General features: G+C 57.0%; 23 protein-coding genes. 19 read left to right on the top strand and 4 right to left on the bottom strand.

The window, feature by feature from the left end; genetic code table 11:
- The first annotated feature begins 143 nt into the window (after nt 1-143).
- From pgi to DXB86_RS00275, 14 genes are all read left to right on the top strand, one after another.
- On the top strand, nt 144-1,838 hold the full coding sequence (gene pgi, locus DXB86_RS00340; protein WP_117735783.1) for a glucose-6-phosphate isomerase: 1,695 nt from the start codon (nt 144-146) through the stop codon (nt 1,836-1,838).
- A gap of 237 nt (nt 1,839-2,075) precedes the next feature.
- On the top strand, nt 2,076-2,918 hold the full coding sequence (locus DXB86_RS00335) for a Cof-type HAD-IIB family hydrolase (RefSeq protein ID WP_199410953.1): 843 nt from the start codon (nt 2,076-2,078) through the stop codon (nt 2,916-2,918).
- Nucleotides 2,919-2,982: 64 nt separating this feature from the next.
- Complete coding sequence (locus DXB86_RS00330) at nt 2,983-3,642, top strand: HAD family phosphatase (RefSeq protein WP_316242585.1); 660 nt, start codon at nt 2,983-2,985, stop codon at nt 3,640-3,642.
- A gap of 150 nt (nt 3,643-3,792) precedes the next feature.
- On the top strand, nt 3,793-4,536 hold the full coding sequence (locus DXB86_RS00325) for a GntR family transcriptional regulator (protein ID WP_117716558.1): 744 nt from the start codon (nt 3,793-3,795) through the stop codon (nt 4,534-4,536).
- A 218-nt stretch (nt 4,537-4,754) separates the two neighbouring features.
- On the top strand, nt 4,755-6,218 hold the full coding sequence (locus DXB86_RS00320; RefSeq protein WP_117716559.1) for a YfcC family protein: 1,464 nt from the start codon (nt 4,755-4,757) through the stop codon (nt 6,216-6,218).
- A gap of 9 nt (nt 6,219-6,227) precedes the next feature.
- On the top strand, nt 6,228-7,811 hold the full coding sequence (locus tag DXB86_RS00315; protein ID WP_117716560.1) for an amidohydrolase: 1,584 nt from the start codon (nt 6,228-6,230) through the stop codon (nt 7,809-7,811).
- A gap of 1 nt (nt 7,812) precedes the next feature.
- The gene (locus DXB86_RS00310; protein ID WP_117629752.1) at nt 7,813-8,664 is read left to right on the top strand and encodes a sugar phosphate isomerase/epimerase; all 852 of its coding nucleotides are present in this window, start codon (nt 7,813-7,815) and stop codon (nt 8,662-8,664) included.
- A gap of 62 nt (nt 8,665-8,726) precedes the next feature.
- Nucleotides 8,727-9,695 carry an SIS domain-containing protein gene (locus tag DXB86_RS00305; protein WP_022094440.1) on the top strand — a complete coding sequence of 323 codons (969 nt, stop codon included), beginning with the start codon at nt 8,727-8,729 and terminating at the stop codon, nt 9,693-9,695.
- A 14-nt stretch (nt 9,696-9,709) separates the two neighbouring features.
- Nucleotides 9,710-10,573: a PfkB family carbohydrate kinase gene (locus DXB86_RS00300; protein WP_117716562.1), complete on the top strand. Its 864-nt coding sequence runs from the start codon at nt 9,710-9,712 to the stop codon at nt 10,571-10,573.
- 121 nt (nt 10,574-10,694) lie between these two features.
- A complete protein-coding gene (gene frlD, locus DXB86_RS00295) occupies nt 10,695-11,495 on the top strand; it encodes a fructoselysine 6-kinase (protein WP_117637477.1) in 801 nt (266 codons plus the stop codon).
- A gap of 27 nt (nt 11,496-11,522) precedes the next feature.
- A complete protein-coding gene (locus DXB86_RS00290) occupies nt 11,523-12,383 on the top strand; it encodes an amidohydrolase family protein (protein ID WP_233504094.1) in 861 nt (286 codons plus the stop codon).
- Between the two features lie 2 nt (nt 12,384-12,385).
- Nucleotides 12,386-12,814 (top strand): secondary thiamine-phosphate synthase enzyme YjbQ, encoded by a 429-nt coding sequence (locus DXB86_RS00285; protein ID WP_006234356.1) that lies wholly within the window; start codon nt 12,386-12,388, stop codon nt 12,812-12,814.
- A 33-nt stretch (nt 12,815-12,847) separates the two neighbouring features.
- Nucleotides 12,848-13,657 (top strand): BtpA/SgcQ family protein, encoded by an 810-nt coding sequence (locus tag DXB86_RS00280; RefSeq protein WP_233504093.1) that lies wholly within the window; start codon nt 12,848-12,850, stop codon nt 13,655-13,657.
- A gap of 6 nt (nt 13,658-13,663) precedes the next feature.
- On the top strand, nt 13,664-15,181 hold the full coding sequence (locus DXB86_RS00275) for an FGGY-family carbohydrate kinase (RefSeq protein ID WP_117735779.1): 1,518 nt from the start codon (nt 13,664-13,666) through the stop codon (nt 15,179-15,181).
- Between the two features lie 81 nt (nt 15,182-15,262).
- Here the strand turns inward: DXB86_RS00275 and DXB86_RS00270 are convergent, their stop codons facing one another.
- Nucleotides 15,263-16,045, bottom strand: a complete 783-nt coding sequence (locus tag DXB86_RS00270) for a TatD family hydrolase (protein ID WP_117735778.1) — start codon at nt 16,043-16,045, stop codon at nt 15,263-15,265.
- A gap of 14 nt (nt 16,046-16,059) precedes the next feature.
- Nucleotides 16,060-16,851, bottom strand: a complete 792-nt coding sequence (locus tag DXB86_RS00265) for a ThiF family adenylyltransferase (protein WP_369831472.1) — start codon at nt 16,849-16,851, stop codon at nt 16,060-16,062.
- A gap of 298 nt (nt 16,852-17,149) precedes the next feature.
- Here DXB86_RS00265 and DXB86_RS00260 point away from each other — a divergent pair, with 298 nt between their 5' ends.
- From DXB86_RS00260 to ettA, 3 genes are all read left to right on the top strand, one after another.
- Nucleotides 17,150-17,428: an autorepressor SdpR family transcription factor gene (locus tag DXB86_RS00260; RefSeq protein WP_022094448.1), complete on the top strand. Its 279-nt coding sequence runs from the start codon at nt 17,150-17,152 to the stop codon at nt 17,426-17,428.
- Nucleotides 17,421-18,125 (top strand): SdpI family protein, encoded by a 705-nt coding sequence (locus tag DXB86_RS00255; RefSeq protein ID WP_117583905.1) that lies wholly within the window; start codon nt 17,421-17,423, stop codon nt 18,123-18,125. Before DXB86_RS00260 ends, DXB86_RS00255 begins: the two co-directional genes overlap by 8 nt.
- 184 nt (nt 18,126-18,309) lie before the next feature.
- Nucleotides 18,310-19,989, top strand: a complete 1,680-nt coding sequence (ettA, locus tag DXB86_RS00250; protein ID WP_055251458.1) for an energy-dependent translational throttle protein EttA — start codon at nt 18,310-18,312, stop codon at nt 19,987-19,989.
- 237 nt (nt 19,990-20,226) lie between these two features.
- Here ettA and DXB86_RS00245 read toward each other — a convergent pair whose 3' ends face one another.
- On the bottom strand, nt 20,227-21,522 hold the full coding sequence (locus DXB86_RS00245; protein ID WP_147330805.1) for a hypothetical protein: 1,296 nt from the start codon (nt 21,520-21,522) through the stop codon (nt 20,227-20,229).
- 136 nt (nt 21,523-21,658) lie between these two features.
- Nucleotides 21,659-22,612: a hypothetical protein gene (locus tag DXB86_RS00240; RefSeq protein ID WP_117735775.1), complete on the bottom strand. Its 954-nt coding sequence runs from the start codon at nt 22,610-22,612 to the stop codon at nt 21,659-21,661.
- Nucleotides 22,613-23,105: 493 nt separating this feature from the next.
- Here DXB86_RS00240 and DXB86_RS00230 point away from each other — a divergent pair, with 493 nt between their 5' ends.
- Nucleotides 23,106-23,387, top strand: coding sequence for a DUF2087 domain-containing protein (locus tag DXB86_RS00230; RefSeq protein WP_055251466.1), 282 nt, complete (start codon nt 23,106-23,108; stop codon nt 23,385-23,387).
- Nucleotides 23,365-24,549, top strand: coding sequence for an MFS transporter (locus tag DXB86_RS00225; protein WP_082435530.1), 1,185 nt, complete (start codon nt 23,365-23,367; stop codon nt 24,547-24,549). The genes DXB86_RS00230 and DXB86_RS00225 overlap by 23 nt, the downstream gene beginning before the upstream one ends.
- Nucleotides 24,550-24,552: the final 3 nt, after the last annotated feature.

Here is a 24,552-nt window from a genome sequence, read left to right as displayed (position 1 = left end):
TTAAACCTGTCCCTTTTTGGTCGGTTGCCGTTTGGGGGCCGATTGGCAACGCTCGCTGATTATAGTCTTGACCTGCGTTAGAATAGGGGCATCTGATTATCCGGGCGCATGGAGGCGTGCGCCCGTATGCTGAGGAGGACTCTATGGCAACTGTTGCCGCACCTATCGATGCTACGTCGACTGCCGCTTGGAAGGCGCTCGAGGCCCATCAGGAGAAGCTCGAGGCCGAGGGTATCGACCTCAAGGCCTGGTTCGCCGCCGATGCCGAGCGCGTGAACAAGCTGAGCTTTGACGCCGGTGACCTGCACTTCGACCTGTCCAAGAACCTGGTGACTGATGAGACCGTCAAGCTGCTGTGCGATCTTGCCCGCGAGGTGAAGCTCGAGGAGCGCCGCGACGCCATGTTCTCCGGCGAGCACATCAACACCACCGAGGACCGCGCCGTCCTGCACACCGCGCTGCGCCGCCCGGCAAGCGAGAAGGGCCAGCTCATCGTCGACGGCCAGGACGTCGTCGCCGACGTGCACGAGGTTCTCGACCGCATGTATGCCTTCGCCGAGCGCGTGCGCTCCGGTGAGTGGAAGGGTGTTACCGACAAAAAGATCGAGCACCTGGTGTCCATCGGCATCGGCGGCTCCGATCTGGGCCCGGTCATGGCTTACGAGGCCCTGCGTCCCTATGCCGACGCCGGTATCGATTGCCGCTATATCTCCAACATCGATCCCAACGACCAGGCCGAGAAGCTCAAGGGTCTGGATCCCGAGACCACGCTCGTGATCATCGTCTCCAAGACCTTCACCACGCTCGAGACCCTCACCAACGCCCGCGAGGTCAAGACCTGGATGCTCGAGCAGCTCAAGGCTCAGGGCGCCATCGATGGCTCCGATGAGCAGAACGCCGAGGCCGTGGCAAAGCACTTCGTCGCCGTTTCCACCGCACTCGAGAAGGTCGAGGCCTTCGGTATCGACCCCGCTAACGCCTTCGGCTTCTGGAACTGGGTCGGCGGCCGCTACTCCGTCGACTCCGCCGTGGGCCTGTCGCTGATCGTCGTGCTCGGCCCCGAGCGTTTCCAGCAGTTCCTTGAGGGCTTCCATGCCATCGACGAGTACTTCTGCAACACGCCGCTCGAGAACAACGCCGTCGCGCTGATGGGCCTGCTCAACGTCTGGTACGTCAACTTCTTCGGTTCCAAGAGCCACGCCGTGCTGCCGTACTGCCAGTACCTGCACCGTTTCCCGGCCTACCTGCAGCAGCTCACCATGGAGTCCAACGGCAAGCACGTCCGCTGGGACGGCAGCGCTGTGACCTCCGATACCGGCGAGATCTTCTGGGGCGAGCCCGGCACCAACGGTCAGCACGCCTTCTACCAGCTGCTGCACCAGGGCACCGTGGTGGTCCCGGCCGATTTCATCGCCTTTGCCAATACCGCCAACCCTGCGACCGACAGCGGTCAGGACGTGCACGAGCTGTTCCTGGGCAACTTCCTGGCCCAGACCAAGGCGCTCGCCTTTGGTAAGACGGCCGATGAGGTGCGTGCCGAGGGCACGCCCGAGCAGATCGTCCCGGCCCGCTGCTTTGAGGGCAACCGTCCGACGACCTCGATTTTTGGCGACACGCTGACCCCGTTCGCGCTTGGTGAGCTCATCGCCCTGTACGAGCACATCACGTTTGTCGAGGGCACGGTCTGGGGCATCGACTCCTACGACCAGTGGGGCGTCGAGCTGGGCAAGCAGCTTGCCAAGCAGATCACCCCGGCCTTCCACGACGACGCCGCCAAGGCCGAGCAGGACGCTTCGACTCAGGCGCTCATCGAGTTCTACCGAGCTCACCGCAAGTAGGATTCGCTGCGAAAACTAACGCATAGCCGACAAGGGCCCGTATCCGTTGGGATGCGGGCCCTTTGCTATTTGGATAGGATGGAATGTATCGGGAGGCGCCTCGACGGGCATCGCAATCGTCGAAGGCGCGCCGTTCATGTTTGGGACAATATGACATTTTTCCCGTTGCAAACAACGCCGCCGTGGGTGTTCTGTATGATGGCTCAGACAAGGTTGTTCAATGTCAGGGAGGCATATATGGCAATCAAAGCCATCGCAATGGATATCGACGGTACGCTCACCAACGACCAAAAGGTCATCAGCCCGCGTACGCGCGAGAAGCTGCTCGCGGCGCAGGAGTCGGGCATTAAGCTCATCTTGGCTTCGGGCCGTCCCGCATGGGGGCTGCGCGCCTTGGCGCAAGAGCTCGACCTTCAAAACCATGACGGTCTGCTGGTGGCCTTTAACGGCGCACACGTCGTTGATGCCCAGACCGACGAGGTGCTGTTCGATCAGGCTATGCCTGCCGACGAATTGCATCGCCTGATTGATCACCTGCGTAATTTTGACGTGATCCCTATGATTTCGCTCGGTCGCGATTTGCACGTCGAGGACTCGTACCATTGCATGATCACGCTGCCTGACGGCTCACAGAAGAATATCGTCAAGTATGAGCGCGACGCGTGCGATCTTAAGATTCGCGAGGTGGAGAGCCTGCATGAGGTCGCTGATGCTTATCCCGTGGACAAGCTGCTGACGGCGGGCGATCCGGCCTACCTGCAGGCGCATTACGAGGAGATGTATGCGCCCTTTAAGCAGACGCTTTCGGGCATGTTTACGGCCGACTGGTACTTTGAGTACACGGCGCCCGGTATCGACAAGGCCCGCGCACTCGAGGGTGCCCTGCCCAAGCTCGGCATCGATGCCAGTGAGGTCGTATCGTTTGGCGACGGCCAGAACGACAAGTCCATGATTGAGTGGGCCGGCACCGGTGTTGCCATGGGTAACGCCGTCGATGAGGTTAAGGCTGTAGCCCAGATGGTGACCGCCGATAACAACGAAGATGGCATTGCGGTGGCGCTGGATAAGCTGCTGGGTTAGAATCGCCGATTAATGCATGGCTCGGGCGCCTGCTTGCGGGCGTCCTTTTGTTAGGGAGGGTGCCGTGTCCGCATTTCCGTTCGACGCCGTTATCTTTGACATGGACGGCGTCATTGTCGATACCGAGTATTACTACTTGGGCGAGACTGCCGCGTTTGCCAAGGAGCTTGGGCTTAATCTGACTCAAGAGGAGTTGAATGGGCAGGTCGGTACCTCGCATCAGTTCTTCCTGCATATGCTGGTCGATTGGTTTGAGCGCGCCGGTAAGGGGCACTTCACTGGCGAGGAAGCGTTGGCCCGTTGGGACGAGTGGGCGCATAAGCGTCCGCGTGACTATCAGGCTTTGATTAACCCAGGCGCCGTGGATACGATTCGAGAGCTGCCGCGCCGCGGCGTTCGCGTGGCGCTGGCGAGCTCGTCTCCCATGGACAGCATCGAGGAAGTACTCGATGCATGTGGTCTGTCGGATGCCTTTGAGTACGTGGTGAGCGGCGAGCAGTTTAAGGAGAGCAAGCCCGAGCCCGACATCTACCTGCATGCGCTGGACCTGTTGGGGCTGCCTGCGGTCCGTTGCTGCTGCGTTGAGGATTCGGTGCCTGGCATCACTGCCGGCAAGCGAGCGGGTCTGACGGTAATCGCCAAGCGCGAGGAGCGGTTTGGCTTTAGCCAGGATGCTGCGGACAAGATCATCGACCAGCTGCCGGAACTGCTTGAGCTTTCTTAGGAGCGCGGTAGTTGCGCGTTTTTCGGGTCTGATGAGTAAATAGCCGACATTTTGGTGCGACACCTAGCATACTTTAAGCTAATGCGGGCTTAAGGACTTGTTGAATGCCCCTAAGTCCGTTTTAGGCTTAATTGTGCTTGGAGAGGGTATATGCCACCGACTGAAGGGCTAACTGACGGTAAAGCAGCGATACCGCTGTACCAACAGGTTATCGATATCATCAAAAACGAAATCAACTCCGGTGCCTACAAGGCAGGTGCGCGGATACCCAACGAATTCGAATTGGCTGAGAGCTATAAAGTTGGCCGCGTTACCGTGCGACGCGCTATTGAGGAGCTCGTCCAACAGGGCTATCTAACGAAGCGACAGGGGAAAGGCACGTTTGTCAATGCCCCCAAGCTCAAGCGCAAGATTCGCCAGAAGGATGACGTCCAGAGTTTTTCGGACGCATGCCGCGTTAACGGAATGGAACCGGGGGCGCGTGTCATTTCGAGAAAGATGCTGCCGGCGGATTCCACCGAAGCACAGTTCTTTGGTGTTCCCGTTGGAACTGACTTGATCTGCGTTGAGCGCGTGCGTACTGCCGATGGCGTCCCTGTCATGCTCGAGAACAACATATATGTTTACGAGGACAACGCCTATCTATCAACGGCACCTCTATCTAACCAATCCATTTTTGAGTTCGTGCGCAACCTGACGGGCCGCACGCCCGCGTTTACCGACCCATGCACGCTTGAGATCGCGTGTGCGTCGCCCGAGGTCGCTCGGTTGTTGGCAGTTCCCGTTGGCGAACCCTTGTTTTATATGGAAGCCTTCTTTTTCGATGAGCAGCGGCGGCCGTTTATCATCGGTCGTCAGCGGATCGTTGGGTCTCGCTACGTTTTTGACATCTAGGACATTGCGTATGAAAGCGCCCGGTGGATCATCTCACCGGGCGTTTCCATACCGTTCACGGCGCAAACGCAACCGTTCAACCGCGTTGCGGCAATCAGTTTGAAATTATCTTGATGGCGAGAAAAGCTGCTGGTAACCTATAGAACGTCATAGAACGTTTGCCTTGTGCAAACGTTGAAGCGAGATGCGATGCAGTCTCGAGTTCTTTGGAGGTATCTATGTCAGATACGAAGGCGAAGAAGACAAACAGACGTTTTAAGTTCAAATTACCGCATGTCTATACGATCATGTTCTTGCTGATCGTTGTCTTTGCGGTCTTGACTTGGATCGTTCCCTCTGGTCAGTATCAGCGCAAGACGATTTCGACAGCGGCGGGCGAGCGTGAAGTCGCCGTTGCTGGAACCTATGAACAGGTCGATAAGAACTACACCGATTCCGAGACCGGCGAGACCATCAATCTGGGGCAGGATATCTTCGCGGTCCTGCAAGCGCCCACTAAGGGCATCCAGGAGGCTGCCGACGTCGTTGCGTTCGTCTTATTGATTGGCGGGTCGTTCGCAATCATCACCAAGACCAACGCTTTGAATGCCGGCATGAGCCGCGTGATTAAAAAGCTCAAGAACAAGGACATCCTCATCATTCCCATCACGATGACGTTGCTGTCCATTTGCGGCACCACGTTTGGTATGTCTGAGGAAGCCCTGCCGTTCTATGCCATCTTCATTCCCATCATGATGGGTATCGGTTATGACTCGATGACGGCATTCATCATCTGCTTCCTTGGTCCTAACCTGGGATATTGCGCTTCGACCATCGATCCGTTTAATGTTTTGATCGCCCAGGGCATCATTGGCATCGAGGGCAATCCGCAACTGTGGCTGCGCGCCGTTTCTTGGGTCATCTTCACTGCCGTCGGTATCGCATGGGCCATGCGATACGCCATGCGCGTCAAGAAAAACCCCGAGTCGTCCATTACGTACGAGGACGATAAGCTCAAGCGTATCGAGTTTTCCGTGACCGATGCCTCCATCGAGGAAGAGTTCACTACCCGTCAGAAGCTCGTGCTTATCGATTTTGCTTGCGGTATGGGCATTATCGTCTGGGGTCTTGTTACCCAGGGTTGGTACATGAATGAGATTTCCGCCGTGTTCCTTGGCATGGGCTTGCTTGCCGGTATCCTGGGCGGTCTTGACCAGCAGACGATTGCTGAGGAGTTCGTTAAAGGTCTCGCCGACTTTGCGTACGCCGCCATCGTTATCGGTATCGCTCGCGGTATTCTGGTCATCGCCGAGGGCGGCATGATCATCGACACCATCCTCCAGGCGCTCGCTACTGCGCTCGCCGGTGCGCCCGCCGCCGTCTACACCACGTTTATGTATATCGTCCTTGGCCTGCTCTCTTTGCTGGTTCCCTCGAGTTCTGGCCTGGCGGCACTCACCATGCCCGTTATGGGCCCCCTGACCGAGCTCATGGGCCTCAATCCCGAGGCGGCCGTTACCGCGCTCCAGTTTGCCAACCAGACCATCAACACCATCAGTCCCGTGGCGGGCATGACGGTTGCCGGCCTTGGCGTGGCTAAGATTTCGTTTGGCCAATGGTGGAAGACCATTTGGAAGTTCTTCATCTTCATGGTCGTCTTTGGCCTGATCGTAACGGCAATTTCTGGCATGCTTCCGGCGTAGGTGGTTGTGATGTCTGATCGTTTGACGGTCCTGACGTCTAAGAGCGTCTTTACCGGTACGGGGGACCTGCCGTTTGAAGGTTTCGTAGCGGTCCGTGGCAATCGAATTGAGGCTGTTGGCACCAAGTGTGAGCTAGCTTCGTATTTGACCCAGGCGGACGAGGTAGTTGACCTGGGCGACCGCACCGTCATGCCTGGCCTGATCGATGTGCATACCTTCTATACAGGCTGGGCGCTGCGGACGTTGGGGCCTGATCTGTCCGGCATCGCTGATGCCAAAGAGGCCGTGTCGCTCTTGCGTGCATGGAAAGAAGATCATCCGGATTGCGCGGCGGCTTTTGGCCACAACCTACCCGAAACGTTGGCATCGGATGCCGAGAACGCAAATACGGCGGCTGTGTTTGACGATTGTTTTGGCGATATCCCTGTCGTCTGCTTTACACCGGGTGCGGAGACCTGCGTTCTCAATGCTGCCGCCAGTGCGCGATACGGCTTCACACCCCAGGCGTGCTATGCCGAGAAGATCTGGCGCATGATGAGCGATTTCCTCGCGCTGCCCGAGGTACGTGCGGGGTATTCGGACTACATGAGCATGCTTAACGAGCGCGGCGTTACCGCCATCAAGGAGATGGCGTTTGATGACTACTACGGTTTTGCCGACGAAATGGCTCGCCGTGAAGAATCTGGTGAGCTGACGGTTCGCGTCTCTATGATGTCGCAGCCGGTGGGTGCCGGTGCAAATCTGTCGTATGCTCGCGAGGCACGAGAGCGCTTTCGGGGACCGTTCGTTCGTTTTTCTGGCTTCAACCGTATGACCGATCGCGGCGTATGGGCGGGGCTTGCCGAGATGATTGACCCCTATGAGGACACGGCCGATGCGGGAGCTGCCGGCAAGACGGTTGTCGAAGAGCCCGAGTGGGATCTGATTGAGAACGAGCTGCGCGCAATTGATGCTGACGGCTTCCGATATTCCTTGCATTGCCAGGGCGATGGCGCCGTTCGTCGCACCGTGGCGCTCTATGCCTCGCTGCCTCGAGACGAGCATGGACGGTTGCTTCGCCGCCATGCGATTACCGATCTCGAGAACTCTGATCCGACCGATCTTGTCGAGTTTGGCAAGTTAGGCGGAATTTGCGAGGTCTATCCGCAGATTTTGACGCTGGACCGGCGCGAGGATTGCCTGTCGATGATGCGTCGACAAATTGGCGAGACGCGACTTTTGCACAGCTGGAATCGCCGCGGCATGGAAGATTCCGGATGCACGGTGTGCTGTGGTACGGATTTGCCACTGCTGATTCCGAGCCTGGGCGAGTCAATCTACAGCGCGTGCGGTGGATACTTCGACGATGGGCTGCCCGTGAATGAGGCCAACGCGCTGACGCTTGTCGAGCTCTTGCGTGCTTGGACTGCCGGGGGCGCGTACGATCTGATGCGCGAAGACGAACTGGGTACGCTTGAGGTCGGCAAGCTTGCCGATATCTGCGTGCTCGATCGGGATGTGTTCGACCTCGATTATCGCGACGCACGCGATCTTTCGGTTGATATGACGATGTCGGACGGACAAATCGTGTTCGATCGAAATAAGGAGGCATAAGATGTCTGAATCCAAACCGACGCTGCGCCGCGAACAGATTGCGGGCATGAATATCCACTACATCATGTGGTCGCTCGATTACTTCCTTGATGTGCAGCAGCGTTTGGGCTTTGAGTCCATTGAGCTGTGGTGTGCGGAGCCGCATGTGACGCTCGACCACACGGGCTACTTTGAGGCTGAGGTCCTGGCGAAAAAGGCTGCAGACCGTGGGCTTAGGTATCGTACTCTGTGCCCCGAGAATGTTGTCTATCCTTGGCAGTACTGCGCACGCAAACCGCTGCATGAACAGCGCAGCCTGGCGTACTTTAAGCACGGCATTGAGCTTGCCGAGGTACTTGGGTGCGACCGTATGTCCGTCAACTCGGGCTGGGGCGACTGGGACGAGGACCGCGAGGAAGCCTGGAAGCGCAGCCGCGAGCACTTGTCCATTCTGGCGGAGTATGCCGGTGAGCACGGTCTGGTGCTTACGATGGAAAGCCTGCGTCCCGAGGAGAGCAACCTTGTAACGACGGTTTCCGATGCGAAGCGCATGATTGACGAGGTCGCGAGCCCGTACTTACAGCCCATGGTTGATACAACCGCGATGGGCGTTGCGGGCGAGACGCTCGAGGACTGGTTTGCCGCCTTTGGTGATGGGGCAATTCACGAGATGCACTTTATCGACGGTGACCCGTATGGCCATCTGGTGTGGGGCGATGGCAAGCACGATATGGACGCCTTCGTCGCTACGCTTAATGCCCATGGTTTCGATGGCATGCTGGGCCAGGAAATCACGGACGGGCGTTACTACGATGACCCGGCGGCGGCAGATGCCAAGAACATGGCCGCATTCGAGAAATATCTGATTGACTAAACCAACTATCGGCCACGCAGCCAACGTCATTGATTGCGGACCAAACAAGAAAGGAACTGGATATGAACGCACACGATCTGATCAAAGAGGCAATTGCCGAGAAGGGCAAGTTCGACAGCGTCTACTGGATTGCTTGCGGTGGCTCCATGATCGATTTGATCCCGGCTCATGAGCTTCTGCAGCGCGAGGCAACCACCTTCACTTCGTATATCTATACGGCTCGCGAGTTTGATATCATGCGCCCGCGCCGCTTGGGTGAGAAATCCCTGGTCATTGCTTGCAGCCACAGTGGCAACACCCCCGAGGTCGTCGAGGGCTGTGAGATTGCCCTTGCTGCCGGCGCTACGGTGATCGCCCAGACCGACAACGCTGGATCCAAGATTGACTCCGGCAAGTGGACCACGTGGGTCTACCCGTGGGGCGAGGGCGTGCCGCAGGCCGAGGTCCCCGCTGGCATTTCGCTGTCGCTTGCGGCCGAGCTGCTCGATCAGCAGGAGGGCTACGCCGATCTTGCCGATATGTATGCCGGTATCGCCGAGATGGATAAGATTCTTCCCCCGGCACGTGAGAAGGTAAATGCCGAGCTAGGCGATCGTTTTGCCAAGCTTTGCCAGGAGCACGAGTTCTTCTACATTCTGGGCAGCGGTCCCAACTTTAGCCAGACCTACGGTTTCGCTATCTGCTCTCTTATGGAGATGCAGTGGCAGCACTGCAGCTACATCCACTCTGCCGAGTACTTCCACGGCCCCTTCGAGGCTACTCAGGATGGCGTTTTTTACTTCCTGCAGATGGGCTCCAGCGAGTGCCGTGCCATGGACGAGCGCGCCCTTGCGTTCCTTAAGACGCATACCGATACGCTGATGGTGCTCGATGCCAAGGAGTACGGTATGGAAGCCGTGCCGGCGAGCGTCCGTGCCTATCTGGACCCGGTGCTGTTCTACGCCATGAACTGCGAGCTGCGTGCTGCACGCGGCAAGGTGTTTGATCACGATCCCGATTTCCGTCGCTATATGGGTGTTGTCGAGTACTAGAAGGGGCAAAGGCCATGGCATTTAACGTTAACGCGCTCGGATTTGGCGACAACGTCGTCGATCGCTACGAGCATATCCACACCATGTATCCCGGCGGCAATGCGGTGAACTTCGCCGTTTATGCCAAGAAATGCGGTGCCGCACGCTCTGCATACATGGGCATTTTTGGCAATGACGCCGCTGCCGAGCATGTCATTACAAGCCTCGAGGATGAGGGTATCGAGCTTGACAAGTGCGAGCAGATGATTGGCGAGAACGGAGCGGCTCGCGTGACCGTCGTTGACGGTGACCGTGTCTTCCTCGGCTCCAACGAGGGCGGTATCCGTGGCGATGCGCGCTATGTTCTCGATCGCTTTGACCTTTCGTACATGAAGCAGTTCGATGTGGTTCATTCGGGCAACTATTGCTTCACCGAGCGCGAGCTGCCCAAGTTGAAGGCTGCGGGCGTCACGGTCTCTTTTGACTTTTCGGACGACTCCACCGACGAGTACTACGAGCAGATTGCGCCCTATGTCGATTTTGCTTTCTTTAGTGCGGCGGATGCCGCGAGTGAGGACGAGATTCGCGAGCGTCTGGCATGGGTGAAGGATCTGGGTCCGCGTTTTGTGTCGGCTACGGCGGGCGCCGAGGGCTGCATCGCTTACGACGGCGAGCGTTATTACCGCCAGCTGGCTAAACCGGTAACGGACATGAAGGACACCATGGGGGCGGGCGACTCGTTCCTCACCTCGTTTTTGATGTGCTATCTCGATTCCGCCAAGCGTGGTGAGGGTGGCGCCGAGGCCATCGAGCGCGCGCTCGACTTTGCTGCCGGGTTTGCCTCGACCGTGTGCGGCATGGAAGGTTCTTGGGGCCACGGAGCACCAATCGTCGAATAGCTTAAGAAAGCGTACGGCGGTCTGGCTATGAGGCCTTGGACAGCCGATGCAAAACAATAAGCGAAACGCGAAAAGGGGGCTCGCCATGTGGTGGGTCCCCTTTTGAACATTGGAGAAGACCATGGGTATTAAAGCGTGTGCGGCTGGTTTTTGCTGTGCGGACGTCTATCAAAACATCGGCGTGTTCTATCCGACTGGTAATGGCATTGACTGGGGTATCCATCTTGCACGAATGGGCGTTTCGGTATCCGCCGTGTCGGTTGTCGGCAAGGACGAGTACGGAGACAAGATGAGAGAGGCGCTGGCCGCCGAGGGGTTTGATATCTCTCATCTGCGGGTGGAGGATGGCGACACCTCGGTGATGCTCATGGCATTGAAAGACGGCGTCGATCGCGTGCATCTCGAGGCAATCGATGGCGTAATGGAGACATATCGTCCGAATGAAGATGACCGGGCGTTTATCCTAGAGCATGACATCATTCATACCGACCTGTTTGGCAATTGTTTGGACCTCCTGCCCGAGTGGCATGATGCGGGCAAGACGGTGGTTATGGACTTCTCGGTGTTCAGCCAGGATCCCGAATATGCCTGCGAGAATCATTTTCCCTACGTTGACTACGCATTTATGTCGTTTGAAGATGACACTCCGGAGCTGCGGGACTGGGTACGTCACGCGCAGGAATTGGGGCCGCGCGTTGCGGTTGCCACGCTTGGCGAGAAGGGAAGCATTGCCTATGACGGTGAGCGCTTCTATGAGTGCGGGATCGTGCCGGCGGAGAAGGTCGTTAATACCGTGGGTGCCGGCGACTCGTATATCGCCGGGTTTACCAAGGGCGTGATCGATGGCCTTGATATTCCGGCGTGTATGAAGGCGGGCGCTGAGCTGTCGTCCCGAGTGATCGGTTCGTTTGAGCCGTACTAGGGTCAAATGCCTGGAAAGGAGTACGAAATGGTTATCGACATGTTGGTCCATCCTATGCTCTACGGCGAGATCTGTACGCCGGGTGATGAGCCTGATGGATTCGGTTTTTGGTCACGAGAATTTGGTATGGGGCATATGGGCCCCATGGATTGGGATGAGCTTCAAGTCGAGATGGACGTCTGCGATGTGCAGAAGAGCGTGCTCATGCCGCTCGATGTAACCACGGCATGCGGAGGGCACTTTGGCACCAATGACCAGATTGCCATGCTGGTTGCCGCACATCCCGATCGTCTGTGGGGATTTGCGAGCGTAGACCCGCAGGTGAGCGGTGCCGCAGACGAATTGGAGCGCGCCTTTACCGAGTTGGGGGCAAAGGGGCTTTGCCTGCATCCTGCAAAGCAGGGTTTTGCCCCCGATGATGCTGTGGCCGAGCCGCTTTACGAACTGTGCGAGCGCTATAACAAGCCGGTGGTTTTCCATGCCGGTATGTCTTGGGAGCCGGGCGCAGAGGTCTCGCGCAGTAACCCGCTTGCATTTGAGCACACAATCGCAACGCATCCAAATGTGCGTTTTAGTTTGACCCATTTTGGCTGGCCCTGGGTGCGCGAGACCGTGGCGATGCTGCTCAAGTATCCCAACTGCTACGCGGACACCTCTATCACTTACATCGATTCGCCCGAGGAGATGATGCAGCGTCTTTTCACGGTCGATATGGGGCCGCTGTGGTATGAGCGCGCGCTATCGCACCAAGTGATGTTCGCCAGCAATACGCCGCGCTTCCGTGCATTCAAACTCAAGCGGGCGCTCGATACCGTGCCCATGCGCGATGATGCGCGAGAAAGGCTCTACTGGGGTAATGCCCTGCGTTTTCTTGAAGGGGATGAGTGAACATGGTGACGCTCGAGACATTGAGCTATCTATCGACTGCTCCGGACCAGTTCATCGATATTACCGAGGACGTGCACGCTGCCATCGAACGCAGCTCGGTGACCAATGGCTTGGCGGCGATTATTTTGTCGCATACGACCTGCGGAATCGTGGTAAACGAGGGGCTTCCCTGCGTGGAGACGGATCTTATGGAGACGCTTGATCGCATCGCCCCACTCGATGCCCCCTATGCGCATGCACACTTCCTGCCGAGCTATGGAGCCACCGGTAACAACTCCTGTGGGCATATCAAGAGCATGATTTGTGGAAACAGTTGCTTCTTTCCCGTCCAAGATGGCCACATCGTGTGCGGAAGTGCCCAGAACATCTATCTTGCGGAGTTTGACGGTCCGCAGAAGCGAAAAGTGTACGTCGAGGTGCTGGGGGAGTAACGTCCCTGCAATAACCCTATGAAGGAGCACGTTATGTCGTTTCTAACTTCGATGTTCAAGAACGAAAAGCCGGTTATCGGAATGCTGCACCTGCGTCCTCTGCCGGGCGATCCGCTGTATTACCCGGGCGGAAGCGTATCGCAGGTCGTGGAAGCCGCCAAGCGCGATCTCGAGGCGTTGCAGCAGGGCGGTGTCGATGGCATTTTGATTACCAATGAGCTCTCGATGCCCTATGAGCAGCATGTTTCTCCCTCAACCCTTGCATCGATGGGCTATGTAATCGGGGCTCTGTCCCATGATCTGTCGACTCCTTGGGGAGCTGAGGCAATTTACGATGGTGATGCCACAATCGAGCTGTGCGCTGCCGTCGACGCGCAGTTCACGCGCTGCAATTTTTGCGGTGCCTGGGCCGGTGATCTCGGGCTGATTAACCGAGATTTCGCTCACACCATGCGTCGCAAGGCGGCGCTGCGCTTGGACGACCTCAAGCTTTTTCACTTCATCACGAGCGAGGGCGAGGTTTATCTCAACGACCGCACGACCGCGGACATTGCCGATTCACTTCTCTTTAATTGCCTACCGGATGCGATAGTCATCGGCGGTTCGGCTGCCGGTCGTGGCGCTTCGGGCGAGCTTGCCGACGAGGTCCGCGAGCGTGTTGGCGAAGTGCCCGTGGTATGTGGCACCGGTTGTCGCGAAAATACCGTGGCTGACGTATTTGCTCACTACGATGGCGCGTTTGTCGGCACGTGCTTAAAGCGCGACGGAAAGCTGGATGCCCCGGTTGATGTTGAGCGGGTGGTTCGTTTTATGGCTGCCGCTCGTACGGCGCGAGGGGAGTAGGCACCTATGGCGCTCTATCTGGGTATTGATATTGGGACAAGCGCCTCTAAAGGCGTTTTAATCGATGATCGATGCAACATCGTTTGCCAAGCCTCTTGTGGACATGAGACGGACAACCCGTGTGATGGATGGTACCAGCATGATGCTGAGGCAGTTTGGTGGGGCGATTTTTGCCGCTTGTCGCGCGAGCTGGTGATGCGATCGGGGGTTAACGCGGCGCAGATCGGATGCGTGGGCCTTTCCGCATTGGGTTGCGACTGTGTGCCGGTCGATACCGAGTGCAACGCGCTGGCGCCCGCGATTTTGTATGGAGTCGATGCACGTTCGAAGCCGCAGATTGACGAGTTCCTTTCCGAATATGGGTCAGGTCGCGCACGCGAACTTTTCGGGCACGATCCCTGCTCATCAGATATTGCTCCCAAGATCTTATGGTTTAAGGAGAATATGCCCGAGGTGCACGAACGTGCCGCGAAGTTCCTGACGGCATCATCGTTTCTATGCGCAAAGTTGACGGGGCGTTTTACGGTGGACCGTTACTTGGCGGAGGATTTTCTTCCCCTATACGACCGCTACACTTGGAGGGTTGATGCTCGGGAATGTGCTCGTTTCTGCCGGCCTGACCAGATGACGGAGGTAATGTCGGCTACCGATATTGCCGGGGTGATTACGCAGCGCGCGGCTGAGGCGACAGGGCTCGCGGCAGGGACACCTGTCTTAGTGGGAACGGGCGACTCTGGTGCCGAGGCCATTTCGACGGGTGTATTTCGTCCCGGCGATATGATGGTTCAGTTGGGGAGCACGGCGTATTTCATCTACCTAGCTGATCATATGGTCGATGATGCCCGCCTGTGGCCAGGGACGTTTATCATTCCCGGAACTTACGGGATCTGCGCGGGGACCAATACGGCGGGTGCACTCACATCGTGGCTGCGCCAAGAGCTGTATCGCGACGCCGTGGAGGCCGAGGGCCACGGTGGCCCCGATGCATATTCGGTCATGGCGCATGATGCCGCCGATGTGGCGCCGGGTGCCGATGGGCTCCTGTGCCTGCCGTACTTTGCGGGGGAGCGTACTCCGCTCAACGATCCCGAGGCACGTGGCGTCTTCTTTGGCCTGACCGGAAGGCATACGCGAGCCCATATGGTTCGCGCCGCCTTGGAAGGCGTCGCGTATACCGTTGCATCCCATGTCGACATTATCGAGCGAGAGCATGGACTGCCAATTGGGCGCATTATGCTTGTCGGAGGTGGAACCAAGAATCCAGTTTGGATGCAGGCTATCGCCGACGTATGCGGGCGCGAGGTCTCGGTTGCCAAGGTTACGGTGGGCGCATGCTTCGGTGATGCCATCATGGCAGCTCTCGCAGGTGGCGCCTATGCATCATGGGATGAACTCGCCCAAGTCCTTGGCGTTGCACAAACAATCGTGCCCGATATGGCTGCCCACGAGCTATATGCGTCGCGTCGTCATATCTTTGACGAATTGTATGCACGCAACCGTGATCTCATGCACGAATTGGTGTAATGCTGCCGAATTGTACTGCCTTCCAAAATAGGGACTGCGTTGTGCGATTCGCATGTCCCTTGGCATTTTTGCCCACAGTGGTTAGCGAAGGTCAAAAACAGAGTGCGCATTTGCTAAAACTACCGACTCGATGCGCTTTGCGTCACAGTTTTTGAGTGAGGCAATGCGCATCGAGGTCCTTGCGAGCGATTTGATGAGCGACTGCGCGCTTGTTTCTGTGTTTGGCTCGGCCGGCGCATCGGTCTCGAGCAGTAGACGGTCGAGTGGAATCTGTCGTGCGTATTCGCGTCCTCGTTTGGACGCGAGCATGCGTTCGTTGACGGAAAAATAACAGCCCGCATTACGCGCGCGGGCGAGTTCGTCCGAAGTACCGCTAAACCAGTGGAAGATGATAACGGGGGAGTCGGAGTTTGGGATGAGTGGTCCATGCGATTCGAGGACGTTCAGTACGGTTCCTGCCGAACGAACAGCGTGAATTGATATCACGCGCCCGGCAAGAGGGTGCTGCGCGAGTGCATCGCAGAGCCGGTCAAATGCCTGTACTTGTAGCGGCTCGCTTCCGGCAAAACGAGCGGAAAAGTCGAGCCCGACCTCGCCGATCAAGCGTTCTTGTGCAGCAACTTCGCAAAGCAGATTGATTTCAGCGTTGCCACATCGTCCGTCGGCGAGCCACCAGGGATGGAGGCCGATGCCGGCAAAGATATTTGAACGGCCGCAGGCGCGCTTCTTGGCGCGTGCAAAGTCGTGCGGATCGACGCCGCAGTCAAATAGAATCAGGCCCAGCGCCGTTGCCTCATCGGCAACGGCGTCCGGGTGAGCCATTAGATCAAGATGGCAGTGTGCATCAAATAACCGGGGCTCCATCTCGGCGCGCTCCGCTAGTCTAGGCGCTGGCCATCGGCGCGCACGCGCTCGGTGCCGCGGCCACTGATCTGACGGATAACCTCGCCGGCGATCATCTGGCCCATGATGGGCGGCATAAAACTGGCAGTTCCCAGCTCGGTGCGCTCGTGGATGTTGGAGGGATCGCGGGGCTGTGTCTTAACCGATTCCTCGCAGCTAAACAGTACGTGTAGGCTCTTGATTCCGCGCTTCTTACATTCTTTGCGCATAATGCGGCTCATAGGGTCACGTACCGTATCGAAGATGTCGGCAAAGCGGAGACACTCGGGATGGAGCTTGTTGGCCCCGCCCATGGAACTAACCAAACGAATGTTGTGGTCCTGAGCATATTTGGCAATGGTGAGCTTGGCCGAGATGGTGTCGATGGCGTCGACGACGTAGTCGAGCTTGCCACCCGTCTGCTCCAAAACGCTCGCGAAGAACTCATCGATGTAGTCGCTCAGCAGGTATTCGGTGCGCTTGATAACGCTGGCGGCGGGATTGATGTCGTGGATCATGGCTTCCATCACGTCAACCTTGCGCTTGCCGATGGTGCTATGAAAGGCGATGGCCTGGCGATTGATATTGCTGGGCGCGATGGTGTCCTTGTCCAGAATTACAAAATGCCCGATGCCGCCGCGGGCAAGTGCCTCGCAGCAGCTAGAGCCCACGCCTCCGCAGCCGAGTATCAGCACCGTGGCGTTGGCGAGCTTGTCGAGTGCCTCGCGGCCCATGATGATTTCGAGCTTGGTGTCGCGTGTCTCGACGAGTGCAGCAGTTTCGGTCATAGACATCCTCCGATGGGGAAGCGGTCGTGTTTTAGCTATCGCCATTATAGGTATTATCGCGATTCCATTTGAGCCCTAGGGGCTTGTTGAAATGAGGCAGGGATTCGCATAAGATAAAGCAAATGGCACCCGTTGCAGCGGGTTGGCCAACTCCCAAACACGTTTGTAGCGTGAGAAGTGGCCGTCTTCGCATTACGCGGAGGCGGCTATTTTTTTGAGTACAAGATTAGACAGTTAGACAAACATCTAAATATCGAGTATAGTGTGCGCGTCATGAGAGATGATGAGAGGAGGTCTTATGCCGGGAGAGGGTTTTAAGGCGCTTGCCGATCCAACGCGACGGCGCATTTTGGAGTTGCTGCGCGAGGGCAATTGCACGGCGGGGGAGCTTGCCGAGCATTTCGATATCAGTAAGCCGTCGCTAAGCCATCACTTGGCGACGCTCAAAAATGCCGGGTTGGTGACCGACGAGCGCCATGGCCAAAACATCGTATACAGCTTAAACACCACCGTCATGCAGGATTTAATTGGCTGGTTTATGGGCTTTACAAACACTGAAGGTGATAAGGATGAATAACGAAAACAAGGGCATTCACCCCACGGGGGTATCGTCGCGCGTGTGGATTGCGCTGGTCGCTCTGTGCGTCGCCAATGTCGTAGCGCACCTCATGGTGATGCCGAGCTTGCCTGCGCAGATTCCCACGCACTGGGGCGCGAACGGCGCCGTCGACGGTTGGGGTCCTAGCTGGATGGCCTCCGCGCTCGGCGCGCTGCCTCTGGCGCTTCTCGCAATGTTCTGCGTGGTGCCGCGCATCGACCCCAAAGGCGAGGCATATCGAACCTCGGGCAAGTTCTATCAGGGCTTCGTAATCGCCTTCACCTTGTTCATGTGCGCCATAAGCTGGCTGGGAGAGCTTACGGTCTGGGGCGTGGTGCCGGCGGTCGGTTCGGTTAACGTGCTGATTTCCGGTGTTGTCGGTTTGCTGTTCATCGGCGTAGGCAACTACTTGCCGCGTGTGAAGCAGAACTATACGCTCGGTATCAAGACACCTTGGGCGCTTGCCGATCCCGAGAACTGGCGCCGTACGCAGCGTTTTGGCGGCGCCTGCTTTATGGTGCTGGGTATTGGCCTGATTGTGATGGGCGTGGCAGGCAGCGTGCTTTCGAGTGAAGTCGTCGCCGCGGTGATTGCGGTTCTGGCGTTTGGTTCGGTTGGAGCCGTCTACGTCTACTCGTATCTGTTGTGGCGCAAATCGCAGCGAGCCGCTCGTTAAGGTTGCGGAAAACTAGCGTACGCAGTTCATAGTGTGTTAAGGGGGACTTTTCCCAGGTAGTATTAGGGGGTGTGGGCAACCATGCCCCTTTTTCGTTACGTTTCAGAGCTGGTTTCCTCATTTCGTTTCTACTAAAGCGAATCAAGAATAGGGAAACAGCAGGTAGAAAGGATAGAACAGGCAAATGGCAGAGTTTATCTACCAGATGTATCAGGCTCGCAAGGCCCATGGCGACAAGGTAATCCTTGACGACGTGACCCTGAGCTTCTACCCCGGTGCCAAGATCGGCGTCGTGGGTCCCAACGGCATGGGCAAGTCGACCCTGCTCAAGATCATGGCCGGCATCGAGGAAGTTTCCAACGGCGATGCCAGGCTCACCCCCGGCTACACCGTGGGTATCCTGCAACAGGAGCCGCCGCTCGACGACGACAAGACCGTCATCGAGAACGTGCGCATGGCGTTTGGCGACATGATTGCCAAGGTCGATCGCTTCAACAAGATCGGCGAGGAGATGTGCGACCCGGACTGCGACATGGACGCCCTCATGGCCGAGATGGGCAAGCTCCAGGACGAGATCGACGCCGCTGATGGCTGGGATATCGATTCCAAGCTCGGCCAGGCCATGGACGCCCTGCAGCTGCCCGATTCCGACATGCCGGTCAACGTGCTTTCCGGCGGCGAGCGCCGTCGCGTGGCCCTGTGCAAGCTGCTGCTCGAGGCTCCCGACCTGCTGCTGCTTGACGAGCCCACAAACCACCTAGACGCTGAGTCGATCCTGTGGCTCGAGCACTTCCTTCACAACTACCAGGGCGCGGTGCTTGCCGTCACGCACGATCGCTACTTCCTGGATAACGTTGCCGAGTGGATCTGCGAGGTCGACCGCGGTCACCTTTATCCCTACAAGGGCAACTACTCCACGTATCTGGAGACCAAGGCCGCCCGTATCGAGGCGCAGGGCAACCGCGACGCCAAGCTCGCCAAGCGCATGGAGGCCGAGCTCGAGTGGGTACGCAGCTCGCCCAAGGCTCGCCAGGCCAAGAACAAGGCTCGTCTGGCTCGCTACGAGGAGATGGAGGCCGAGGCCCGCGCAAGCCAGAAGCTCGACTGGACCGATATCCGCATTCCCGTTGGACCGCGTTTGGGTAACAAGGTGCTCGAGGCCCATCACCTGCACAAGGAATTCGACGGTCGCGTGCTCATCGACGACCTTTCGTTCACCCTGCCGCGCAACGGCATCGTGGGCGTCATCGGCCCCAACGGTGTCGGTAAGACCACGCTGTTCAAGACCATCGTGGGCCTGGAGCCGCTGACTTCGGGCGAGCTCGAGGTGGGCGAGACCGTCAAGATCTCCTATGTCGATCAGAACCGTTCTGGCATCGACCCCGATAAGAACCTGTGGGAGGTCGTCTCGGACGGCCTGGACCACATGATGGTCGGCGAGACCGAGGTTCCGAGCCGTGCTTATGTGGCGAGCTTTGGCTTTAAGGGCCAGGACCAGCAGAAGCGCGCTGGCGTACTCTCCGGTGGCGAGCGCAACCGTCTGAACCTGGCGCTCACGCTCAAGCAGGGCGGCAACCTGCTGCTCCTCGACGAGCCCACGAACGATCTCGACGTCGAGACGCTGTCCTCACTCGAGGCGGCGCTGCTCGAGTTCCCGGGCTGCTCGGTGGTTATTAGCCACGACCGTATGTTCCTGGACCGCGTCGCCACGCACATTCTGGCGTGGGAGGGCACCGACGAGAATCCGGGCAACTGGTATTGGTTCGAGGGCAACTTCGAGGCCTATCAGGCCAACCGCATCGAGCGCCTGGGCGAGGACGCAGCCCAGCCGCATCGTATTCACCGCAAGCTGACGCGTGACTAGGTTTGTTACGCGGTTTTACCAAACCGCGTAACGAGATGATGCTGCGCGAGCCGCAAGCACCCCATCTTGTCGTTCAAACCGTCGCTCGCGTACCAAAGTACGCGTCGCTCCTCTTTCACGGCAACCTGGGGCACTTGCGGCTCGCTCGCTGTTGGTTACGATGCATCGACAAATGAGCAATTTAAACGAATGAGCAAAAACGGCTCAAATCCTGATTTGGATTTGAGCCGTTTGTCGTTACTGCTCGGGTTCTTCGACTTTATCGATGGTCCAGGCGGCTCCGAGACCGCCGGCGGTGTTGCGGCGGATGCGCACGGCAACCTCGCGGCGCTCGCCGGCCTGCGTGTAGTGCAGGGGGAAGCTTGCGCGGTTTCGCGCGGCCTCGATGGTACCGCGCTCGCGGGCGATCCAGTAGTACTCGCCGACGATGCCGAGCGTGTCGGCGCCGTAGGGGAGATAGGTCGACAGCTGGTGCAAAAGCGGGCCGGGGCAGAAGACCTCGGTTGTGAAATCGACGGGGAAGTCCTCGGGGATGGCGGGCGCTGCGGGTGCGGGGGCCGGTGCTGCAGCGGGGACCGGAGCCGGTGCGGGAATCTGGTCATAGACAGGTTCGGATGCGGACTCGATGACGGGTGCAGACTCAGGCACCGGTTCCGGCTTAACTGCGGAATCTGTCGGTTCCACGGAGACGGATGTGTCTTCAGTCTCGGTTTTGGCATCGGCTTGCGGGGCGTCCTCTGCCTCGACAGGCAGCTTTGCTTCGACCGGCGTGGATGCCATGGTGGTGATGCCGGCGTTTGCGTTCTCGGGGTCATAGACGACCGTAAGCGAGATGGCGGGCTGCGGTGTCTCGGGCTCCGGCGCCGACTCGGTAGCGTCTTGATCGGCGGGTTCGTCGGACTGATCGTCCTCGGCCTCGTTGCCAAAGACATTGCTGTTTTGGAACGCAGACGTCTCGGGTTGGTTAGCGGCTTCTTCGGTTGTCGACTTGGGAGCTTCGTTGAGCTCAGCAGTGGCTTCCTGCTCGGATATGACTTCAGGATCGGTCGTGGCGGCGATTTCGGTTTCTACTGCTACCTCAATAGCGACTTCGATCTCTGTCTCGGGCTCGGGCTCCGGCACAGCTTCAACCGCGGCTTCTGGTTCGGGACGCTTAACGTGCTTGGGGCGCACAGCCTTGAGGTCCTTCTCACTGCGCTTTTTCTTTTTGTAGGACTGCTTAGCGCCCTTGGCGGTCTTGGGCTTGTCCTCGCCCTTGGCAAGTGCGGCATCCCAGGCCTCGTTGGCGATGACGGTGGCATACAGGCGACCGCCCTTAAAGACGGTCAGCTTAATGCAGTCGTCAAGCTCTTCGAGCAGCTCGCGCGTGGATTCGAAGCCCAGGTCATAAGCAGTCATGTCGTCAACGGCGAGAGCCTCTTCGACCTGCGTCATAAACGTTTGCTTGCCGCATCCAATCGCATCGCGCAGCAGGCGATACAGATAGATGTGGTTGCCCAGCGAAAGCATGGGCCTAACTATTGTCTTGCTCATGGCAAATTTCCTCTTTACACATGTAAAGCATCTTACCATCGCATGGCGCTCGCCATGACGGCGCCCAAGGCAAACGGGCGCGAACCGCTGTCGATTCGCGCCCGTTGTACAGGTTGCCTATCTGGGGATGCAGTGCCTAGTTGCCCGATGTCGTGCCTTGGCTTGAACTGTCAGATGCCGTGCCGGACGCGGTTCCGCTCGAGCTGTTGGTGTTGCTGTTGTCGGTAGATCCCGTACTCGGTGTATTGCCATTCGCCTGGTCGCCCGTGCTCGGTTGAGAGCCGTCAGTCGTTTGGCTTGAGTCAGTCGTGCTGGATTGCGTGCCGCTGTTGTTCACGGAAGAATCGACGCCCTGCGATTGGTTTTGGGTGTTCGAGGACGAATTGGCAGAGGTAGAACTGCCTTGCGTATCGTCCGTCTGTGCCTGCTGATCCTGCGACTGGGTGTTGCCATTTGCATCGCTCTCGCTCGTGCGCGACGACAGGATTGGCTCGGGACGCTCGCCCAGACCCTCACCGGCAGTGGTGATAAGGATGGCGCCGGCGCAGGCGATGACCGCGACGATGGCGATAGCGATCGAGAAGACGATGACCTTCTTTTGCGTCTGGCTGCGCTCAGCCGCCGCCTTGGCGCGCAGGCTGTTGGGAGCGACGCGCGCCGTGGTCGCGCGTCCCGCAACCTGGCGCATCTCCTGCGTGGTTGCGGCGCCACCTAGGTGCTCCTCGACATTGGGCTCAACGGGCTCGTAGGCGCCGGTAGGGTAGTCGACAGCGGCATGCGTGCCCTTGATTGCTTCGGCGCTGGCGGAGATAAAGTGGCGATAGACCTGCGAGGACACAACAGTGATGACTGAGCTCACAGCGGCACCAATCACCGAGCCGGCAATGCCAATCTTTGAAGCGAGCGCGACACTCGTGGCGGCTGCCGCGGCACCGGCGATGATTTGGGGAATGGAAATGTCATCAAAGAGTTTTTTCTTGGGCGCAATGGCCATGGTCTGGCCGATGGAATGGTTCTCGTGAACGCCGTTGTTGAGTGCGGCCGGCGTCATGACACGCGTGCGCGGCGCGTCGGTGTACTTGGTTGTCATACGGGGTCCTCCCGATGTAAATCTGCTTCGTTTCGTGTAGCCATCAGGGTACCCACCAGATGTGAATCGTACGTGACATTTAACAGATACCATCAACTCATCAAGGGGGCCTGCTGTCTTTGGTGCAATAGCTTGATGCTAAACTGGATTTACTATTGCGAGGTGGTTTACGTGATGTACCCGTATATGACATTCGAAGATGGTACCGAGGTCATTCATTCTGACCTGATTACAGATGGCGATATCGAAAAGGTTATCGTGCATTTTGAGCGACCGACGGCAGAGGGCTTCGACTCCGCTCGTTGTGAGTTGCCTTCCTGTTCGTGGACTGACTGGGAAGGGCATTTTACTCAGAGTGAAAAACGAGCTTTCGAAGAGTGTCTGAGCAAATAATTTAGATTAGTTCGAGTTTAGTTCGAATAAAGAAGCTGAATGCGATGACCTAAAGCGTATGCATTTTTAGTATTAGATGCGTATGAAATGGAGGATGTGAATGGATGAGCTAATAGACTTTAAAAAACGATTTCTCAAGAATGGCGAGCTGGTTTCAATTCCAAAAAAGGAAAGCTATAAAAGAATCATGCTGCTATGGGCCGTCTCTTTCTTTGAATTAAATACAAGTTATACGGAGCTTCAGGTTAATCGTGTGCTGTCACAGCTCTATCCTGATTATGCCGTGTTGAGGCGGTACTTGGTTGATTATGGATTCCTATTAAGGGATGAACGAGGCCTGAAATACGAGGTTAATCGTGATGTTCACGGTATTGAGAGCTAGCCGTCCGGTTCGGGTCCTATATATTGCTAGAGGGATAAGCGAAATAGGCAATTGGTGTGCGAATATTGCTTTGCCAATGCTGATTTACGAGGTAACTCACGATGTTTCTGCAACTGCTTTGATGGTCTGCTGCAGATTTGCCCCCTCTCTGTTTTCAGTTGCGCTCGCGCAGCTGCCTCAGAAGATGGGTATCGGGACACTGCAGGCCATGAGATTGGCAGACTTAATTCGCGCGGGATTATTCGTTTGCTATATTTTTGTTGATAGTAAATGGAGTATGTTTGCTATTACGTGCGCGGTATCGCTTTGCCGAACGGTAGAAATGCCCTGCTTTTACTCGTTGTTAAGAGCCAATACGAATAGTATCAATCGCGACGTAATTAATAATTCGTTTGGGTTCCTGCAGAATTTGATGATGGTCCTGGGGCCAGTTGCCGGCGGTTTTGTTGTCGCTCAATTTGGGGCGGAGGCTGTTCTTGCATTAGACGCGCTTTCTTTTGCCGCGTCGTTCTGGTTGCTGCGAGATGTTCCGTCGGTTATCGAGGTTAATGATAAAGAGGGAATAAGCAAAAATGAAAAAAACAGGACTGCATTTAGTGATCTTAGCGCGAAGCACTTGGCAATTGGTTTCCTATTAATCGATATTTCTAGTGGCGTGGCATTCGGCTCTCTGAATTCTCTTTTGCCAGCTATAGCGCAATTGCAATTTGACTCGTCATCGATACAATATGGATTCCTTCAGAGTAGTCTTACAATCGGACTGTTGTTCGGAAATACAATATACGGTCGTTTAATCAGTGGTTCCGATTGCGTTAAATCATATTGTTTTGTGACGTATCTTGCGCTCGGTGCGTATCTGGCGTTTGGCTATCGCTATGCGTCTGGGATATCGTTTATTTTCCTTTTTATCGTCGGTGCCGGAAACGCCATTCAAGATGTGCTTCTCATAACATCGCTGCAGGATTTGGCGAGAGACGGATCTGAATCGATAAGCCTGTTTTCAATTAGGGAGTCTTTGCAATCGGTTGCTGTTGTTATTTCAACACTTCTTGTTTCCCTGTTCACGAGCATCGCGATGTTCTCAATTCTCGTTACAGGACTTGGTGTATTTTCAATTATGATGGTAGTTGTGTTTCAATTGAATTATTTGCGAAAGATGTGACGT

The organism is Collinsella sp. OM06-18AC (assembly GCF_003438785.1).
Classification (GTDB): Bacteria; Actinomycetota; Coriobacteriia; order Coriobacteriales; family Coriobacteriaceae; genus Collinsella.
The sequence above is the reverse complement of the archived record's forward strand: the minus strand, read 5'-3'. Positions and strand labels throughout refer to the sequence as shown.

Bases quoted from the DNA above. Each gene is read 5' to 3' on its own strand.
- pgi (WP_117735783.1), top strand. From the start codon at position 144: ATGGCAACTGTTGCCGCACCTATCGATGCTACGTCGACTGCCGCTTGG.
- DXB86_RS00335 (WP_199410953.1), top strand. From the start codon at position 2,076: ATGGCAATCAAAGCCATCGCAATGGATATCGACGGTACGCTCACCAAC.
- DXB86_RS00325 (WP_117716558.1), top strand. From the start codon at position 3,793: ATGCCACCGACTGAAGGGCTAACTGACGGTAAAGCAGCGATACCGCTG.
- DXB86_RS00320 (WP_117716559.1), top strand. From the start codon at position 4,755: ATGTCAGATACGAAGGCGAAGAAGACAAACAGACGTTTTAAGTTCAAA.
- DXB86_RS00315 (WP_117716560.1), top strand. From the start codon at position 6,228: ATGTCTGATCGTTTGACGGTCCTGACGTCTAAGAGCGTCTTTACCGGT.
- DXB86_RS00310 (WP_117629752.1), top strand. From the start codon at position 7,813: ATGTCTGAATCCAAACCGACGCTGCGCCGCGAACAGATTGCGGGCATG.
- DXB86_RS00305 (WP_022094440.1), top strand. From the start codon at position 8,727: ATGAACGCACACGATCTGATCAAAGAGGCAATTGCCGAGAAGGGCAAG.
- DXB86_RS00300 (WP_117716562.1), top strand. From the start codon at position 9,710: ATGGCATTTAACGTTAACGCGCTCGGATTTGGCGACAACGTCGTCGAT.
- frlD (WP_117637477.1), top strand. From the start codon at position 10,695: ATGGGTATTAAAGCGTGTGCGGCTGGTTTTTGCTGTGCGGACGTCTAT.
- DXB86_RS00290 (WP_233504094.1), top strand. From the start codon at position 11,523: ATGGTTATCGACATGTTGGTCCATCCTATGCTCTACGGCGAGATCTGT.
- DXB86_RS00285 (WP_006234356.1), top strand. From the start codon at position 12,386: ATGGTGACGCTCGAGACATTGAGCTATCTATCGACTGCTCCGGACCAG.
- DXB86_RS00280 (WP_233504093.1), top strand. From the start codon at position 12,848: ATGTCGTTTCTAACTTCGATGTTCAAGAACGAAAAGCCGGTTATCGGA.
- DXB86_RS00275 (WP_117735779.1), top strand. From the start codon at position 13,664: ATGGCGCTCTATCTGGGTATTGATATTGGGACAAGCGCCTCTAAAGGC.
- DXB86_RS00270 (WP_117735778.1), bottom strand. From the start codon at position 16,045: ATGGAGCCCCGGTTATTTGATGCACACTGCCATCTTGATCTAATGGCT.
- DXB86_RS00265 (WP_369831472.1), bottom strand. From the start codon at position 16,851: ATGACCGAAACTGCTGCACTCGTCGAGACACGCGACACCAAGCTCGAA.
- DXB86_RS00260 (WP_022094448.1), top strand. From the start codon at position 17,150: ATGCCGGGAGAGGGTTTTAAGGCGCTTGCCGATCCAACGCGACGGCGC.
- DXB86_RS00255 (WP_117583905.1), top strand. From the start codon at position 17,421: ATGAATAACGAAAACAAGGGCATTCACCCCACGGGGGTATCGTCGCGC.
- ettA (WP_055251458.1), top strand. From the start codon at position 18,310: ATGGCAGAGTTTATCTACCAGATGTATCAGGCTCGCAAGGCCCATGGC.
- DXB86_RS00245 (WP_147330805.1), bottom strand. From the start codon at position 21,522: ATGAGCAAGACAATAGTTAGGCCCATGCTTTCGCTGGGCAACCACATC.
- DXB86_RS00240 (WP_117735775.1), bottom strand. From the start codon at position 22,612: ATGACAACCAAGTACACCGACGCGCCGCGCACGCGTGTCATGACGCCG.
- DXB86_RS00230 (WP_055251466.1), top strand. From the start codon at position 23,106: ATGGATGAGCTAATAGACTTTAAAAAACGATTTCTCAAGAATGGCGAG.
- DXB86_RS00225 (WP_082435530.1), top strand. From the start codon at position 23,365: ATGTTCACGGTATTGAGAGCTAGCCGTCCGGTTCGGGTCCTATATATT.